Below are 16,803 nucleotides of genomic sequence, written 5' to 3' on the forward strand. Positions count from 1 at the left end.
GCCGCTACGTGATCGCCGCAGACTGGATCTTCACCGCGACGACGGTCGTCCTGCAGCCGCTGACCGGGCTGATGCTGGCGCGCATGGCGGGAACCCCGTTGAGCCTGCCCTGGCTGCACCGGTCGCTGGTGCTCTATGGCGTCGCGGTCGCCTGCTGGATACCGGTGGTGTTCATCCAGATCCGCATGCACGCGCTGGTGCGCGAGGCCGCGGCCAAAGGAGAGCGCGCGCCCGCCTGGCAGAGAGCCGGTGGCTCGCCGCCTGGATCGTGCTTGGCACGGCGGCTTTCTTCACCTTCGTCGCCGTGTTTCATCTCATGGTGAGGAAGACCGCGTGAGGCGCCGACCTTCCCGGACGGACGTCCGATCGATGTACGCCGATTGCGGAGCAGCCGGAACCGTGCCGTCACACCCGGTCCGGCTGGGCTTCCAACTCGTCGTCCGGCGTTTCCAGTCCCTTTTCCGCACACAGCGCGGCACGCCGTTCGCACCACTGCCGCAGCAGCCCTTCCAGTCGGCCACCGCGCTCTCGAGCGCCGGAAAGACCTCGTTCTCCTCCGCGTCCACGTGGACACGAACGAACTTCGCCAGCACGGTGAATGCCGACAGGTACTGTTCGTCGTCCGGCCCGAAGGAGCGCACGGCTTCGATGAGGATCTGCAGATTGGCGTGCTCGATCACCGCTTCGTCGATGAGACGGGTCAGCGGCATCACGGCCCGGAACGCGGGATAGAGGATCTCGTCCTCGAGCTGGGCGTGGATGAGCAGCTCGTCGCAGGCCCGGGACACGAGGCCGTCGAACGCTCCCAACCCGTCGGGCTCCCCCATCGCCTCCACTTCCACTGCCGCCTCCTCGAAGCGGCGATGGTCCTCCGCCACCCTCTCCAGCAACCGTTCCTTCCAGAACGCACTCGAATCGTTCCCGTCCATGCTCCCTCCGCACGACACCGGGTTTCCCGTGCGCACCGTGCGCCCGAGGCCAGGCCCGGTCCGCCGTTCCCTGATGCAGGACGCAGGGGCATTCGACGTGCCGAAGCGCTGATTCTCCGGTATCCCGATTGCCGCAGCGGTCCTGATTTCCACAGGAGGACGCCAGCATGAACACTCAACCCGATTCGCCTTCCACCGACACCTCGGAATCCCGATCCCATGCCGGTCGAGCAACCGCCCGGAGACCCCGCGCCCCAGCCACTGGGCAAGCCGATCGACACCGAACCCAAGGCAGGCGAAGTCCAGGGGAAGGGGACTACGCGTCGGCGCGGCGGTACGGCAAGGACCTGCGCCGGCACGTCGCCACTCACGACGTGGAGAAGGAAGCGCGCGACGCAGCACCGCGGTCGGAAGAAGAGGCCGAGGAGATGGAAGACGCAGAAGCCGAAGGACGGTCCCGCGCGGTCGGCGGGGGCAAGGACCCGGCGGCCCGACCGGCCTGACGGACAAACCATGCTACGCCGGACTCAAGGCCCGGCGCAGCGGGGTGCGCGCACGGATCATGCGGTAGCAGAGCGCGTAGGCATCGGCGCTGGGATGAAAGCCGTCGGGACCGAAGAACCGGCCCGGGTTCTGCGAGAAGGGATCGCACTCGCGAGGCTGCGCGAAATTCACGAATGACACATCGAATTCGCGGCATACGTTGCGAAAGATCCCGGCCACCTTGAGGGAGCGCCGCGAAAGCACTGCGTCGAGGGGCCAATGGAACAGCGTGCTCGCGGCGAGGTTGGCACTGTTGGCGACGATGACGAGCGGAGAACGCTCGCGCGCAGTGGCGAGAATCCCGCGCAACGTGGCGGCGATCTGTCTTACCGGAGTGAAGTGCAGGACATCCAGGCCGCCGCCGACGATGAGAAGTGCATCGAACCAGCGGCTGTCGCGGGGGAACTGGGCGGGCAGGTCCGTCATGCGGGAGCCTGCGACGGCGCGCACCGTGACGCGGGCGTGAGGGAAAGTCCGCGGTCAGCCATTGGGCGATGCCGAGAGGACGATCCCCGAACCCGTTCCCAGCGCCGTGCTGTCTCCCAGCACCAGCACGCGCCGCGAGGGGCGATTCATGGCACTCGGCGGCTCTGAAGGTCCGCGCCGGAAAGCGGACCGCAGTCCGGGCCCATGGACGAGGGGCGGCAGGAGCCCATGAATGAAGGGAGCGCGGCGGCCATTCAGACCCGCTGCGGGGGTTTGCGCGGGTCGTAGTCGATCCACTGCCCCTGGTTCCAGTGGCCCTGTGCCACCTCGATATCTTCCGCGCCCGCGCGGCGGAGCCGGCTCACGATCCGCTGGCGGTCCCACGACCCCACGCGCACGCTGATCATGGAGGCCGGAGGTCTCGCCTCGGTCGAGGACGTTTCATCCTCCGCGAGTTCGTTCCCGGGCGTGTCGAACCGCGGTACGGCATTGTCGGCCGCCCGGGCGGTTGCATCCCCCGTTCCCGGCGCTTCGCCGGTGCCGATGGTCTCGTCCACCTCGGTCTTTCCGTCCGCGCCTTTCATTCCGGACAGGGCGCCCATGAGCCCGCCGCCGTAGGCGCCGACAGCCGAGGCTACGGCGACTCCCAGTACCGGGTCGACCATTCCGGTGGAGGCGGCCCCCACGGCGCCGACGACGGCGCCGAGCGTACCGCCACCCGCGGCACCCATCACGACACTCGTGGACGCCGGCTTGGCGTCGGGATCGGCAGACCGGTCACCCCCGATGGGCGTGATACTGTGCTGCCCCGGCGCGTTGGACCAGAAGCAGTGCACTTCGTCCCGCGGCAATCCTTCCGCGACGAGTTCGTCGCACAACGTTTCCGATTCTTCCTTGGTCGTAAGATGGGCCGCCACGATTTCGGCGGGCTCGCCCGGCGCGGTCGTGGTTCCGTTCACATCCTGTGTCGTGTCTTGCATGTTCTGCATGGCGTCGCCTCTTCCAGAAGAAAAAGAAAGGGAGGCCTTTCGGGCACTCCCGCGGAAAAAGCCTGCGCCGGAAGGGGAGGTCACGCAGGCAACCGGGCAGAGGCAACCTGCGTTCCCGCGGCAACGCACCGAGCGAGGCGGGTTCGCTCCTTGCCCACGAACGACCCGATTGAATGCATGCGGCCGCGCGCAGCCATGGGGCCGCTCGCGATCTGCAGCGCAACGAGGAGAATTTCATGGCCGACGCTTTTCTCGGGCAACGACGCAGTCGCCCTTCGCTTCCGCCAACGGATGGGGCCGGCGGGTGTTCGACTGCCGCTGCGGCAGACCGGTCTTCTTCCGCAACAGCGTCTGTCTCGCCTGCGGCACGCAACTCGGATTCGACCCCGAACGGGGGGAACTGCGGCCGCTGGAAGCGCTGGAGGGCACCGACGAGTTGCGCGCCTGGGGCGAGCCGGACGCCGACATGCGCTACCGATGGTGCGCGAATCACGCCACGGCCGCGGCCTGCAACTGGCTGGTCCGTGCGGGGGATGCCTCGTCGCCCCTGTGCCGGTCGTGCCGGCTGAACCGCACGGTGCCCGATCTGTCCGACGACACCAACGCGCGCCTGTGGCACGGGACGGGAAGTGTCGAAGCGCCGCCTCGTCGCGCTGCTCCTCGATCTCGGTCTGCCGGTGCGCTCCCGGGTCTGCGAGGACCCCGCGAGCGGCCTGGCCTTCGATTTCCTGCGCAGCCTTCCCGGCGGTCCCGCGGTCACCACGGGACACGCCGACGGCATCATCACCCTCGACGTGGAGGAAGCGGACCCCTCCCGGCGGGAGTCGCGCCGCGAGAAGCTGGGCGAGCGCTACCGGACGGTGCTGGGCCATCTGCGGCATGAGGTGGGCCACTACTACTGGATGCGGCTGGTGGAGAACTCCGGCTGGCTCGACGGCTTCCGCCGGGTGTTCGGCGACGAACGGGACTCCTATCAGGAGGCGCTGCAAAGACACTACGGCAACGGCCCGCCCGCGGACTGGCAGACCCGTCACGTGAGCGCGTATGCGAGCGCGCATCCGTGGGAGGACTGGGCCGAGACGTGGGCGCACTATCTGCACATGCTGGATACCATCTCGACGGCTTCCGGCGTGGGCGTGGAACCGGCGGGGGTCGACGCCCACTTCGATCTGTTCACGGCCGATGTGCTGGACCCGTCGGGGCCGGCAGATCCTCAGTTCCTGTCGTTCGTGAACGGATGGGTCGTGCTCACCTTCGCCCTGAACGAGCTTTCGCGAAGCATGGGCCACCCCGACTACTACCCGTTCGTACTGTCCGGCACCGCCGTCGCGAAGCTCCACTTCGTGCACCGGGTGATCGCCGCGGCGGGCGGCAGCGCAGAGGCGCAGCAGGGCCGGCCCGCAAGCGGTTGACGCTTCCCGCCCACGTCCGGAAGAATGGTCCGGGAAACCCGGCCCTTCCGTCATCCCGACGGGCCCTCCCGGAGCCATGCAGGCCCATACAGTGCGGGCATCGCCGCCTGCGGAACTGTCTCCCGGCCCGCTAGGGCGACAGCACGATCTTGCGGCAGTCGTCGTTCTTCTCGTCGAACATCTCGTAACCCTTCGCCGCGTCGGCAAGCCGCAAGCGGTGCGAGATGATGGCCTCGGGATTCAGCCTGCCGTTGCCGATCTGTTCCAGGAGATAGGGCATGTACTTCTGCACGTGCGTCTGGCCCATGCGGAACGACAGTCCCTTTTCGAATGCGTCGCCGAACATGAAGGCGTGGATGAAGCCCGCATACACTCCGGGCACGGAGACGACGCCGCCACGGCGTGTCGCGGCGATCGCCTGCCGCAATGCCGCGCCGCTCGAACCCTCGAGCTTCAGGTTGGTCATCACCGTCTCCACCGTGCTGCCCTTCGCCTCGAAGCCGACCGCGTCGATGCTGGCGTCCACGCCGCGATAGCCGGTACGCTCGACGATCTCCTGCGCGGCATCCTCGACCTCGTCGAAGTTGAGCGGTTCCACTCCGTACGCAGCCTCGGCGAATCTCAGCCGGTAGTCGTGATGATCCACCATGAAGATTCTCTCGGCCCCCACCATCCGCGCGCAGGCCGCGCTCATGAGCCCCACCGGACCGGCTCCGAAGATCGCCACGGTCCTGCCCGGCCCGAGCTCCGCATTCACCACCGCCTGATAGCCGGTCGGCAGGATGTCGGACAGGAACAGGACCTGTTCATCCTGCAACGCATCGGGCACGACCAGCGGGCCGGTGTTGGCGCGCGGAACGCGCACGTACTCCGCCTGGCCGCCGGCGTAGCCGCCGTACAGATGGCTGTACCCGAACATGCCCGCGCCGGGCCGGAGGTCCTTCCGGTTCAGGATCGCCCACTGGTCCGGATTGGTCTGCTCGCACGCCGCGTAGAGGGAACGCAGGCAGAAGTAGCACTCACCGCAGGAGATCGTGAAGGGGATGACGACACGGTCCCCGGGCTTGACCCTGGTCACGGCCGGGCCTGCGTCTTCCACGATGCCCATGAACTCGTGGCCCAGGACATCGCCCGTCTTCATCGCGGGGATCTTGCCCCGGTACAGGTGAAGATCGGAACCGCAGATGGCCGTGGCGGTGACGCGCAGGACGATGTCGTCCGGATCCGCGAGCACCGGGTCCGCGACGGTTTCGACGCGCACGTCCCGCGTGCCGTGATAGGTGAGTGCTTTCATGAAAGCTCCTGTAGAGGGGGCAGCGGACGCGGCAAGGGGGCCGTTCAGCTTCCCACCGCTTCTCCGCCGTTGGGATGCAGCACCTGTCCGGTGAAGTAGCTGGCGTCCTGGCTGGCCAGGAACACGTAGCAGGGGGAGATCTCGTCCGGTTGCGCCGGCCGGCCCATCGGCACGTTGCGGCCGAATTCCCTGATTTCCTTCTCGCTGAAGCTCGCGGGGATCAGTGGCGTCCACACGGGGCCGGGGGCCACGGCATTGACGCGGATCTTGCGTCCCACGAGCTGCTTCGCGAGCGACCGCGTGAAGGACACGATGGCGCCCCTTCGTGGCCGCGTAGTCGAGCAGGCGCTCGCTGCCGCGATAGGCGGTGACGGAGGTGGTGTTGATGATCGTTCCGCCGTCGGGCAGATGCGCGACGGCCTGTCCACCGTCTGCTTCACCGCGTGCGCCGCGAACCCCGGCTCGCCCGCGTCGCCCGCCAGGAGAAGGCATCGCACGCCTTCGCGTTCCACCAGTTCCGCCGTCCTGCGAGCGTCCTCGTGCTCGTCCAGGTACACGATGGACACATGCGCTCCTTCCTTGGCGAAGGACACCGCGACCGAACGGCCGATGCCGCTGTCTCCGCCGGTGATCAGCGCCACCTTTCCGTCGAGCCTGCGGCTCGGCCGGTAGTCCGACGCCGACGATTCCGGTTTCGGCGTCATCGCCGACTCGTGTCCGGGCTGTTCCATCACCGGTCCGGCGTTTCCGGAACCGGCTCCGTCTCTCGACTGGGCATTCATCGCGCACCTGATCCTCGAAGAATGTGAACGCGCGACCGGGCAATCGGCATTCCGTGAACGGATGCCCGGGGAAGGGATGCGGGTGGAGAAGCAGGGCTCCCGTATTCGCCAAGCGCTTTCGCGGCATGTCCGCTAGCCTTGGCGCGGACGTTCACGATGAACGGAGCGTCCGCGCGCCGGCGCACAGACATGGCCACTTCCACCGAGCCGCTGCCAGCAGAGGGCTCTCCACGCAATCGACCGGGCGGGCGGGGCGCCCGGGTGTGGCGATGGCTAGCCGCCGTCCTCCTGCTGGTGGTGGCCGCCTTGGCGCTGGCCGAGTGGGCCCAGTGGCCCTTCCTGCGGCATCCGCTGGAGCGGGTCGCCTGAATGCCCTGGGCCGGCAGGTCACGCTCCAGGGCGAGTTCGGTCTTCGCCGCTGGGAAGCGTCCGGTTGCGCAGCAGCCTGCTGCACATCGCGCAGCCGCCGGATCGTCGCGAAAGGGCCGCGGAGCCGTTCCTGGAACTGGCCGGCCTGAGCGTGGTGATTCGCATCGGACGCTCCTGGGACTCGCGCGGGGCAGTGCGGAGCCGATCGCCGTGACACGTTCTGGGTGAGACGGATGCGCGCGAATCTGGTCCGGGAGCGTGACGGAACGGCCAACTGGCAGATGAGCGCCGGTGCGATCGAGGATGACGACGCCCAGCGCGCTCCGATGCTGCCAACCGTGGACCGGCTGGTGGTGGAAGAGGGGCATGTCCGCGTCGAGGACGAGGTGCTCGACCTCGATCTGGCGCTCGACCTTCGCACCGACGAGTCGTCCCGGGAGCAGGCGCCCGCCTCGCCGGGCCTGCGGGTGGAAGGCAAGGGCACCTACAAGGACTCACCTCTGCGGCTCATGGTGACTTCGGCAGGCGCCCTGCGTGCCGCGGAGGGCGCGACCCGGCAAGGGGGGAGCGTGACGTTGCAGGCCCGTGTGCATCTCGCGTCGACGGAACTGCGCTTCGACGGCACCGCGGGCGACTTTCCCGTCTGGGCCTCATCCGCGGCAGCTTCTCGCTGAGCGGGCCCTCTCTCGGAGAGACCGGCCGGCTGATCGGTGTGACGCTGCTGACCACGGCACCGTATCGCAGCGAGGGCTCGCTCGCCTGGGAGGGCGAGGCATGGACGGTGAAGCTGGACCGGCTGGAAGTCGGCTCCAGCCGTCTGGACGGGTCGTTCCGTTTCGATGCGCGCCCCAAGGTACCGCTTCTCGAAGGAAAGCTCGGCGGTGCGCGGCTGGCGCTGAGAGATCTCGGCCCCGCCCTGGGCGCACCGCCACCACACGACGCAGGCGACCGCGCCCGGGCAACCGCCGCACCGAGGCCACGGGCAGCCGGCACGCGAGTGCTGCCGCAAAGGGAGTTCGACATTCCGTCGCTGGCCGCGCTGAATGCGGATGTCGCCGTCGCCATCGGCGAACTCGCCCTCGGCACGAAGCAGCTGGAGACCCTCACCGATCTGCGCACGCGCATCGTGCTCAAGGACAGCGTGCTGCAACTGCGCGACCTGTCCGTGGCCACAGCGGCCGGGCGCGCCCGAGGCGAACTGGAAGTGGATGCGAGGGCGAAGCTCCCGCGCTGGAGCGCGCGCCTTTCGTGGTCCGACATCCGTCTCGAACGTTTCGTGAAGGCGCGAAGCCCGGTGGGCAGCAAGAAGGGCGGCCGTCCCCTTCCGGTCTTGAGCGGCGATCTGGAGGGCCGGCTGCGCGTGAAGGGCAGCGGCCGCTCCACGGCGCAGGTGCTCGCCTCGCTCGACGGCGATCTCGAGCTGTGGATCGGTCAGGGGCGCGTGTCGCATCTCGTGCTGGAATTCGCGGGCATCGATGTGGCGCAGAGCCTGGGTGTCGCGATCGGCGGCGATCGCCTGCTGCACATGCGATGTGCGGTCGCGACGTTCGACATCCGGGACGGCGTGCTGCAGGCCCGCCACGTCCTCGTCGACACGTCCGATTCCACGGTCGTCGCGGGAGGCCGCGTGTCCCTGGCCGACGAAAGGCTCGATCTCATCGTCACGGCGCGACCCAAGGACTTCAGCCCGCTCTCGTTGCGAGCGCCGATCCGTGTGGGAGGGACGTTCGCACAGCCTCGCGTGGGCATCGAAGGAACCAAGCTGGCGCTGCGTCTGGGTGCTGCGGCGCTGCTCGCGGCCGCAGCACCGATTGCGGCACTAATTGCACTCGTGGACACGGGCGATCCGGACATCGCCACGTGTCGCAAGACGCTTTTGCGGCCCCCCTCCGAAGCGAACGGCGCGGCGAGCCGGCCGGGGGACAAGGTGGATCACGCTCCGCGCGCCGACCCGGCGTCCGACCCTGCGATAGAACGCCGCCGCCGCGCAGAGCACCGCCGCCGTGCCGCGGAAGCACAGAGGCGGTCCTCCGACACGGTCGATCGCGCGCCGCGAGCCGACCCCTCGCAAGACCCGGCGCTGGAGCGCGGACGGGAACGTCGATTGCCTTGAAACACCGAGACACCCGCGCCGCGTTCGCCTCTCCAGATTCGTGCGGCGGACATCGGGGCGGAGTCCATTCCGCCGGTGAATGCAAGCGTCACCGGTGCAGATCTGCAATCCACGACAGAGGAAATCGACATGGCACAACGAGACACTCAAGGCCGGCACGAGGGTTCCCACAACGAGGATCGTTATCCTCCCCAGGCAGGCGGATACGGACGCGAGTCCGGACAGCGGGGCGGATCCCAGACCCCGAACTGGGAATCCGGAAGCGGCAGGTATGGCGAGGACTACGAGCGCGAACAGGGCCGCTACGGCAGCGGCCGTTCGTCTGGCGGCGGTTCGCAGGGGCAGCTCGGGCTTCGGCTCGCAGGGCGAGAGCGAGCGCTGGACCCCCGGCGAAGAACGGTACGGCCGTGGCGGTAGTTACGAGGCCGGCCAGGGGGGGTCCGGCTACGGTCAAGGCGGCAGCCAGCGCGGGGACTGGGGCCAGGACGAGGACATGGGCCGCTCGGGCAGCTGGCGCACACAGGGCGGTTCGGGCGGTTATCAGGGCGGTTACGGCGGGTACCCCGGTTCGCAATCCGGCTCGCGTAGTGGCGGCTACTACGGCGGTGGCCGCCAGGGCGGTACGGGGGGCGGCTATCAAGGCGGTGCGAACAGCGGCGGCTATTACCCGGGGCAGGGCGGCGGATCCTCGTCCTACGGTTCACAGGGCATGGGTGGCGGTTACCAGGGAGGCTATGAAGGCGGCTTCCAGGGAACCTACGGCATGGAAGGCGGCGGCCGCAGCGGTGCTGGGTACGATCGCGGCTACCAGGGCGGTCATGCAACGGGCCAGAGCGATTACGGCCGGGGCTCGCAAGGCGGCTATCAAGGTGGTCATCAGGGGGCGGGCCAGAGCAGCGGCTACGGCCGCGGCATGTCGGGCAGCGACGAGGACTTCGATCCGGACTACCGTCAATGGCGCGACGAACAGATCCGCAATTTCGACGACGATTTCCGCAATTGGCGGCAGGACCGGTTCAAGAAGTTCTCGGACGAGTTCTCGCAGTGGCGCAGCAAGCGGACACAAGGCCAGGGCATGGGCTCGCAGGGCGGCGGCCAGGGCGCGGATGACGGCTCACGCACCTCCATCGGTACAGGCAGCGAAGGTTCCTCGTACGACACGGGCTCGTCGCGCAGCGCCTCCGGCGGCAGCGGCTCGTCCTCGGGCATGGGCAGCGGCTCGTCCTCCGGTTCCGGGTCGTCCGGTTCCACCGGGTCGTCCGGTTCGAGCGGGACGTCGGGTTCCAGCTCCTCGGGCTCTTCGACTCCGGGCAGCGGGTCGAGCGGCAAGAGCAAGACCTGACGTTCATCCAGCGTCTGCGTGAAGAACGGGCCTGCCGGACGGCAGGCCCGTTCTTCGTTGTGAAAGGCGGGCAAGTTACGAGGTCCGGGCGTGTCCGGTCCGGAAAGCTGCAATGCGCATGCTTGGCAATCGGCGCCGCCCCTGCCGACCGGTCCCCGCATGGCGCCTCGGCTTGCGCCGAATTCCGCGAATCACTGCGTGCCGCCGCGTCGAGCGGACTTTCGCTCCAGCGCAATGCGAACGGCCACCCAGGGTGGCCGTTCGCATCGTTCGGGAAGGAGGGGTCAGGTGGGCTGCCGGCTGCGCAATTCCGCCGTTTCCAGACGCAGGGACTGCCGGTACTTGGTGACCGTGCGGCGGGCCACCACGAGACCCTGCCTCGCCAGGCGCCGGGCGATCTCGGCATCGGACAGGCGATCCGTCGATTTCTCGCCTTCGATCATGTCCTTCACCAGGCCGCGGATGGCCGTTGGAGAGCAGCTGCCGCCGTTGGCGGTCTTCATGCCGCGCGAGAAGAAGTACTTCAGCTCGTATACGCCCATGGGAGTGGACAGGAACTTGTTATTGGTCACGCGGGACACCGTGGACTCGTGCAGTCCCAGTTCGGTGGCGATCTCCCGCAGACCCAGAGGTTTCATGGCCATGGGCCCGTACTCGAAGAACTGGGACTGGCGCCGGATGATCGCTTCGGCCACGCTGAGAATGGTCGCGAAGCGCTGTTCCACCGTGCGCATGGTCCACTTGGCTTCCTGCAGATGGGCCGCCATCTCCGCGTGCCTGGCTTCGCGGTGCCGGCGGAACAGCTCCGCATAGACCCGGTTCATCCGGACCTTGGGAATGATGGCCGGATTGAGCGAAGCCATCATCGCACCGCGGACCTTCCGGACGATCACGTCGGGGGTGATGTATCGGCTCGACGAGGCCGAGTGATCCCATCCCGGCCGTGGCTTGAGCCGCCGGATGCGCGTCCATGCCCATTCGATCTCGCTTCTGTCGCACTCGAGCGTCTCGGCGAGCCTGGCGAAGTCGCGGACCGCCAGATCCGACAGATGACCCGACACGATGCGCACGAGCAGATCCCGTTGCTCTTCCGTGAGGTCGGGCGCTGCCAGGATCTGCAGCTGCAGACATTCGCCGACGTTGCGCGCACCCACGCCGGCAGGCTCCAGCGCCTGCACCCTGCGCAGTGCGATGCGGACTTCGTCCTCGCCTGCAGGCGGATCCAGCTCGGCGATGGTGGCCAGTTCCCGCAGAGGGATGCGCAGATAGCCGTCGTCATCCAGGGAGTCGACGACAGCACTGGCCAGGATCCGGTCCCGCTCGGAAAGATTGAGCAGATTGAGCTGACGGTGCAGAAATTCCTGCAGCGAAGCCTCGTGCGTGAGCATGTCGGCGAAGCTGCCTTCGTGTTCGTCGTTGCGGCGGCTGGAAGATCCGGTTTCCATCGTCCACGCGTCGCCGGCATCGCCTGTGTCGGCTTCGTGTTCCGGCGCGTCCTTGTCCACGTGCGCGATCAGGTCCGTCTCGGGCATCTCGACCGACGATGGAGATTCCTCGGGGACTTCCGGCACATCCGGCTTCTGCGCATTCGCCGCGGCGGCAGCGCTGCCGTCATCGTCCGACTCACCGTCGCTGCTCTCCAGGAACGGGTTGTTGTTCATCAGCTCCTGGACTTCGCGTGCGAAATCGAGAGAGAAAGCTGCAGCAGCCGGACAGCGCGCTGCAGCCGGGGAGTGAGGGAGTGCTGCTGCCGGACCTCCCTGCGGAATGACACATCCATACGCGTCTCCTGTTGCGTGATCGCGGTGGGGCGGCACCGGCCCCTCCTGCTGGAGGCCAGCTCACCGCAATGTCCATGCCGCACCCTGCAAGGTTCTGATTCGACGGCCCCTTGCGGGCGATTGAAAGGGGGCGGCGATGCCATATTTTTGCCGAACGCGGAAGCTCTTTCGGCAACTGTTGCGACGGCACCGAGGACATCCGTACGGCATCCCCGGTGCCGAGGCGCCGCGGGGAACGGCGTTTGCCATGGCGGGGCCGTCGCAGTGCGCCGTCGTTCGACGGCGCCGACCGAAGAGGAGTCGGGAAATGGCAACAGCATCACGCAGCAGCAGCCGTGCGAACAGCAACGCACGCAACGAGATCCTTCAGATGCTCATCGAGGATCACAAGAAGGTGAAGAAGGCCTTCCGCCGGTTCGAACAGCTCGACGTGGAGGACGATCCGGAGGAATGCAGTGAATTGGTGGAGACGACCTGTGCGGAGGTGCTCGTGCACGCAACCATCGAAGAGGAGATCCTCTATCCGGCCGCGCGAGAGGCGTTGCGCGACGGCGATCTGATCGACGAGGCCGAGGTCGAGCACCAGAGTGCCCATGAGCTCCTCGACCGGCTGAAGGGCATGGAGCCGGGGGACGAGAAATACGCGGCGCTCTTCACGGTGCTCGGTGAGTACCTCAAGCACCACATCAAGGAAGAGGAAGGCGAGATGTTCCCGCAGCTCATGCGCGCGCGTCTCGACTGGGAGGCGCTGGCCGAACAGATGCGGACCCGGCGAATGGAAATGATGAGAAGCCTGGGGCTCGAGGTGGAGGAAGACGAAGAACAGGAATCCGGCGAGGGCGCGCAGGACGAAGAGCGCGGGCGAGCCGCAGGACAGAAGGGAGTCCCGGCACGCGGCAGCGGCGGCCGGCAATCTGCAACGCCCTCGGGCAACCGTTCCCGCGGAGGCGGCCCGGGCGCCGGCGAGCAGAAGCGCTGAGGCGGGTGGCATCGTGCCAGCCCGCGAACCGCGCGACGGAGCGCCGGCATGGCGCTCGTGGTGGATGGCCGGATTCGAAGGGGCCGACCACCTCAACAGCCGCGGCGTGCCGCTGGACATGAACCAAGCCAGCGGTCACCTGCAACGCCTGAATCAGGACTACGCGAAAGCGGTGCGGCTCGGGTTCCGGACCGTGCGCGAAAGTGTCGGCTGGCGCCTGGCCGAACCCGCTCCCGGGTGCTTCGACTGGAGCCGCGTACGGCGGACGGTGCGCGTGGCACGCCGGCACGGCGTGCAGGTGCTGTGGACGTTGATGCACTACGGTTTGCCCCCCGATCTGGACTACGGCTCACCGGAGCTCTCCGGCCGCCTCGCCCGCTTCGCCGCCGCTTTCGCCCGCGAACTGGCGGCACTGGGGGAGACCGGCAACGTCTGCACGCCGGTCAACGAAATCGGTTTCACCGCCTGGGCAGCCTCGCAGACCGGACTTTTCGCGGGGCGCGGAAACTCCGGCGGCGCGGCGGGCAGTTCCTTCGAAAGCGGGTTCGAGATCAAGCGCAATCTCGTGTGTGCGTGCATCGCCGCCATGCAGGCGATACGCGAGGTGGACCGCGATGCGCGGTTTCTTCACGTGGAGCCTGTCGTCCACGTGGCAGCGCCGGCGGACCGTCCGGATCTGGACGGCCTCGCAAGCCGCATCTGCGGTTACCAGTGGCAGGCGTGGGACATGCTGGCCGGGATCATCGAACCGCAATTGGGCGGCGCGCCGCACTGGCTCGATTGCGTGGGAGTGAACCACTATCACAGTGGCCAGTGGGAAGCGGGCACCGAGCGGCGCCTGGACTGGTTCGCGCGGGACCCCCGGCGCCGTCCCTTTCGCGAACTGCTGGCCGAGTGCTGGACCCGCTATGGCCGTCCGATGATCGTGGCGGAGACGAGCCACGTGGGCGCGGGCCGCGCCGCATGGCTGCACGAGATCGCCGGCGAGGTGCGTGCCGCACGGGAAGCCGGCGTCCCCGTGACCGGCCTCTGTCTGTATCCGTTCGTCGACCGGCCCGACTGGGACGATGCCGCGCACTGGCATCGCAGCGGAGTGTTCGACGTTCGCGCCGATACCGATTCGCGCTGGTCCTGCCGCCGGCTTCCCAACCAATCCTACGTCCGCGCCATCCGCGCATGGCAGGACGCCACGAGCATCCACAAGGAAAGACCCATGTCTCATCTGATCGTGTTCTGCCATCTGCGCTGGGACTTTGTCTTCCAGCGTCCGCAACAGGTCCTCTCGCGGCTGGCGGAGCGGTATCGCATCCACTACGTGGAGGAGCCGCTCCACGCCGACGGCAAGCCGCGCCTCGAGCGCATGACGCGCGGACCCGGCATCGATGTGCTGCGGCCCTGCACACCGCTGCAGGTGCACGGGTTCCACGACGAGCAGCTTCCGCTGCTGCAGCCCCTTCTCGCGGACTATTTCCGCGCACAGGGCATCAAGGACTGCATCGCGTGGACGTACACCCCCATGGCCCTGCCGCTCATCGCGCAACTCGAGCCCCGCGCGGTGGTGTACGACTGCATGGACGAACTGTCCGCGTTCAAGGATGCGCCACGGCAGTTGCGCCAGCGCGAGAACGCGCTGCTCAAGATGGCGCGCCTGGTGTTCGCAGGCGGCCCGGCCTTGTACGACGCCAAGCGGGCCGTGCATCCCAACGTGCATTGCCTGCCCAGCGGAGTGGACGCGGGACACTTCTCTCCCGGGCGGCTGTCCGCCCATTCCGCCGAAACGAGCGGGCTCATGGGATCCAGGGCGCGCTGCCCCGTCCGCGTCTGGGCTACTTCGGGGTGATCGACGAGCGCCTGGACACCGGACTGCTGGCGCATCTTGCCGCCGAACGTCCCCACTGGCAGTTCATCATGGTGGGACCTGTCGTCAAGATCGACCCCGCGCAGCTGCCGCGGGGGCCCAACATTCACTGGCTCGGGCAGCAGCCCTACGAACTCCTGCCGCACCTGCTGGCAGGCTGGGATGTCGCGCTCCTGCCCTTTGCCCTCAACGACGCGACGCGGTTCATCAGCCCCACGAAGACGCTGGAGTACCTGGCGGGCGGCAAGCCGGTGGTCAGCACCGCGATCGCCGACGTGATCCGGCTGTATGGGGATGCGGTGAGCGTGGCCGGCGACCCTGCGCAGTTCCTCGAAGCCTGCGACCGCGCGCTGCTGGAATCCTTCCAGGCTGCCATGCAGCGGCATTCGAGCGGCGCGGCGCTGGTCGCGAGCCATTCGTGGGATTCGATCGCGGCCGCGATGCTGGACCGGCTGGAAGCGGAATTGCAGGCCACCGAAGCGCCCGCTTCGCCGCAGGCAGGCGCCGCGGAGTCCGCGCCCGCCGCAGCAGGGGTCGTCCATCCGTCCCCGCGCCGTCCGCGGCAGTGGAAGCACGTGATTGCGGGAGCGGGGCCGACGGGGCTCGCCGCCGCGTACTACCTCGGTCTCGCCGGCGACGGTCCGCAGACGCTCCTGCTGGAGCGCGAGAAGCAGGTGGGGGGCTGGTGCCGCTCGCTCGAGGCAGGCGGCTTCACCTTCGATCATGCCGGACACATCATGTTCTCCAACGATCCGGAGGTTCTGCGGCTCTACGAACTGCTGCTCGGCGACAACCTGCACTGGCAGAACCGCGAGGCCTGGGTCTACAGCAAGGGGGTGTACACACGCTATCCGTTCCAGGGTTCGCTGCACGGCTTGCCGCCCCAGGTGCTGAAGGAGTGCATCGTGGGCGCCATCGAGGCCCGGTTCGGCCCGCTGCGAGGCGGTGGAACGGGCGGTTCGGGGGTGCATGCCGGAGCACGGCCGCGTCCTGCGAACTTCGAGGAATTCATCCTCGGCGTGTGGGGCGAGGGTATCGCGCGGCATTTCGCGATTCCGTACAACCGCAAGCTGTGGACGGTTCCGCTGGACGAGATGGAAACATCCTGGCTCGAAGGCAGGGTGCCGCTGCCCGATCTGGAACAGATCATCGAAGGGGCGCTGGAACACACGCCCCGGCCGATGGGGCCCAATGCGCGCTTCGGCTATCCCTTGCGGGGCGGGTTCCAGGCGTTGATGACGGGATTCCTTCCGCACCTGCAGTGCGAGCTCGCCACGGAGGCCACGGTGGTGAGCGTGTCGCCCTCGCGCCGCATGCTGCGACTCGCGGACGGTCGCGTCATCCGGTTCGAGACGCTCGTGAGCACCATGCCGCTGCCCCGGCTCGTGGAGGCGTGCGGTGACGAGGCGCCTGCCGAGGTGCAGACCGCGGCCCGGGCGCTGCGCCATGTGGCCGTGCGATGTGTCCACCTGGGCGTCGCGCGTTCCGGGCTGACTGACAAGCACTGGATCTACTACCCGGAGGACACGGTCTTCCACCGCATCTTCGTGCAGGGCAATGCGAGCCCGCACGTCAATCCTCCCGGCGGATTCGGTCTCACCTGTGAGATCACGCACAGCGCCGCAAAACCGCTGCCATGCGAAGGCGACGAACTGGTGCGGCGCGTGGTGGACGACTGCCGCCGCGTCGGAATGCTGCAACCGGACGATCGGATCGCCGTCTCTGCGCAAGTGGACATGCCTTGTGCCTACGTGGTGTACGACCACGCGCGCAGCGGCAACGTGGAACGCATCCGACGCTGGCTGGAGCCGTTCTCGATCATCCTGGCCGGCCGCTACAGCGAATGGGAGTACTACAACTCGGATCACGCGTTCGTGGCGGGCCGCCGCGCGGCGGCTGAGGCAGGCCAGCGCTCCGCGGCGGTGGATCTCGCCAGCGCGGGGTGACGCGGACCGCGGGCGACGCCGAGATAAACCGGAGGAAGCA

The 16,803-nt window shown here is 68.0% G+C and carries 10 protein-coding genes and 4 pseudogenes; 8 read left to right on the forward strand and 6 right to left on the reverse strand.

Annotated features, from left to right (window positions below; translation table 11 throughout):
• Nucleotides 1-323, forward strand: a 323-nt coding sequence (locus IPK20_18325; protein ID MBK8018484.1) for a DUF2269 domain-containing protein, incomplete at its 5' end; no start/stop codon positions are given.
• Here IPK20_18325 and IPK20_18330 read toward each other — a convergent pair.
• The 3 genes from IPK20_18330 to IPK20_18340 all read right to left on the reverse strand — a co-directional run bounded on the left by IPK20_18330 (nt 315) and on the right by IPK20_18340 (nt 2,887).
• A complete protein-coding gene (locus IPK20_18330) occupies nt 315-929 on the reverse strand; it encodes a hemerythrin domain-containing protein (protein ID MBK8018485.1) in 615 nt (204 codons plus the stop codon). The two genes, IPK20_18325 and IPK20_18330, sit on opposite strands and share 9 nt — an antisense overlap.
• Nucleotides 930-1,445: 516 nt before the next feature.
• The gene (locus tag IPK20_18335) at nt 1,446-1,898 is read right to left on the reverse strand and encodes a hypothetical protein (GenBank protein MBK8018486.1); all 453 of its coding nucleotides are present in this window, start codon (nt 1,896-1,898) and stop codon (nt 1,446-1,448) included.
• Nucleotides 1,899-2,152: 254 nt separating this feature from the next.
• On the reverse strand, nt 2,153-2,887 hold the full coding sequence (locus IPK20_18340; GenBank protein ID MBK8018487.1) for a hypothetical protein: 735 nt from the start codon (nt 2,885-2,887) through the stop codon (nt 2,153-2,155).
• Here IPK20_18340 and IPK20_18345 point away from each other — a divergent pair.
• A pseudogene (locus IPK20_18345) lies at nt 2,886-4,299 on the forward strand (putative zinc-binding peptidase). The gene IPK20_18340 and the pseudogene IPK20_18345 sit on opposite strands and share 2 nt — an antisense overlap.
• Before the next feature lie 130 nt (nt 4,300-4,429).
• Here the strand turns inward: IPK20_18345 and IPK20_18350 are convergent.
• Nucleotides 4,430-5,593 (reverse strand): glutathione-dependent formaldehyde dehydrogenase, encoded by a 1,164-nt coding sequence (locus IPK20_18350; protein ID MBK8018488.1) that lies wholly within the window; start codon nt 5,591-5,593, stop codon nt 4,430-4,432.
• Nucleotides 5,594-5,637: 44 nt separating this feature from the next.
• A pseudogene (locus IPK20_18355) lies at nt 5,638-6,324 on the reverse strand (SDR family oxidoreductase).
• Nucleotides 6,325-6,531: 207 nt separating this feature from the next.
• Between IPK20_18355 and IPK20_18360 the strand changes: the two are divergent.
• The 4 genes from IPK20_18360 (at nt 6,532) to IPK20_18375 (ending at nt 10,199) form a co-directional block, all read left to right on the forward strand.
• Complete coding sequence (locus tag IPK20_18360) at nt 6,532-6,744, forward strand: hypothetical protein (GenBank protein MBK8018489.1); 213 nt, start codon at nt 6,532-6,534, stop codon at nt 6,742-6,744.
• A 233-nt stretch (nt 6,745-6,977) separates the two neighbouring features.
• A complete protein-coding gene (locus IPK20_18365; GenBank protein ID MBK8018490.1) occupies nt 6,978-7,418 on the forward strand; it encodes a hypothetical protein in 441 nt (146 codons plus the stop codon).
• A 38-nt stretch (nt 7,419-7,456) separates the two neighbouring features.
• Nucleotides 7,457-8,857 (forward strand): AsmA family protein, encoded by a 1,401-nt coding sequence (locus IPK20_18370; GenBank protein ID MBK8018491.1) that lies wholly within the window; start codon nt 7,457-7,459, stop codon nt 8,855-8,857.
• A 271-nt stretch (nt 8,858-9,128) separates the two neighbouring features.
• Entirely contained in the window at nt 9,129-10,199 is a 1,071-nt protein-coding gene (locus IPK20_18375) for a hypothetical protein (GenBank protein ID MBK8018492.1), read from the forward strand.
• A 284-nt stretch (nt 10,200-10,483) separates the two neighbouring features.
• Here IPK20_18375 and rpoN read toward each other — a convergent pair.
• A pseudogene (gene rpoN, locus IPK20_18380) lies at nt 10,484-11,979 on the reverse strand (RNA polymerase factor sigma-54).
• Between the two features lie 308 nt (nt 11,980-12,287).
• Between rpoN and IPK20_18385 the strand changes: the two are divergent.
• Complete coding sequence (locus IPK20_18385; GenBank protein ID MBK8018493.1) at nt 12,288-12,959, forward strand: hemerythrin domain-containing protein; 672 nt, start codon at nt 12,288-12,290, stop codon at nt 12,957-12,959.
• 64 nt (nt 12,960-13,023) lie between these two features.
• A pseudogene (locus IPK20_18390) lies at nt 13,024-16,763 on the forward strand (FAD-dependent oxidoreductase).
• Nucleotides 16,764-16,803: the final 40 nt, after the last annotated feature.

It is taken from the genome of Betaproteobacteria bacterium, assembly GCA_016713305.1.
Classification (GTDB): Bacteria; Pseudomonadota; Gammaproteobacteria; order Burkholderiales.

What these genes read in the sequence shown, in the direction of transcription:
- IPK20_18330 (MBK8018485.1), bottom strand. Translation starts at nt 929, where the DNA reads ATGGACGGGAACGATTCGAGTGCGTTCTGGAAGGAACGGTTGCTGGAG.
- IPK20_18335 (MBK8018486.1), bottom strand. Translation starts at nt 1,898, where the DNA reads ATGACGGACCTGCCCGCCCAGTTCCCCCGCGACAGCCGCTGGTTCGAT.
- IPK20_18340 (MBK8018487.1), bottom strand. Translation starts at nt 2,887, where the DNA reads ATGCAGAACATGCAAGACACGACACAGGATGTGAACGGAACCACGACC.
- IPK20_18350 (MBK8018488.1), bottom strand. Translation starts at nt 5,593, where the DNA reads ATGAAAGCACTCACCTATCACGGCACGCGGGACGTGCGCGTCGAAACC.
- IPK20_18360 (MBK8018489.1), top strand. Translation starts at nt 6,532, where the DNA reads ATGAACGGAGCGTCCGCGCGCCGGCGCACAGACATGGCCACTTCCACC.
- IPK20_18365 (MBK8018490.1), top strand. Translation starts at nt 6,978, where the DNA reads ATGCGCGCGAATCTGGTCCGGGAGCGTGACGGAACGGCCAACTGGCAG.
- IPK20_18375 (MBK8018492.1), top strand. Translation starts at nt 9,129, where the DNA reads ATGGCGAGGACTACGAGCGCGAACAGGGCCGCTACGGCAGCGGCCGTT.
- IPK20_18385 (MBK8018493.1), top strand. Translation starts at nt 12,288, where the DNA reads ATGGCAACAGCATCACGCAGCAGCAGCCGTGCGAACAGCAACGCACGC.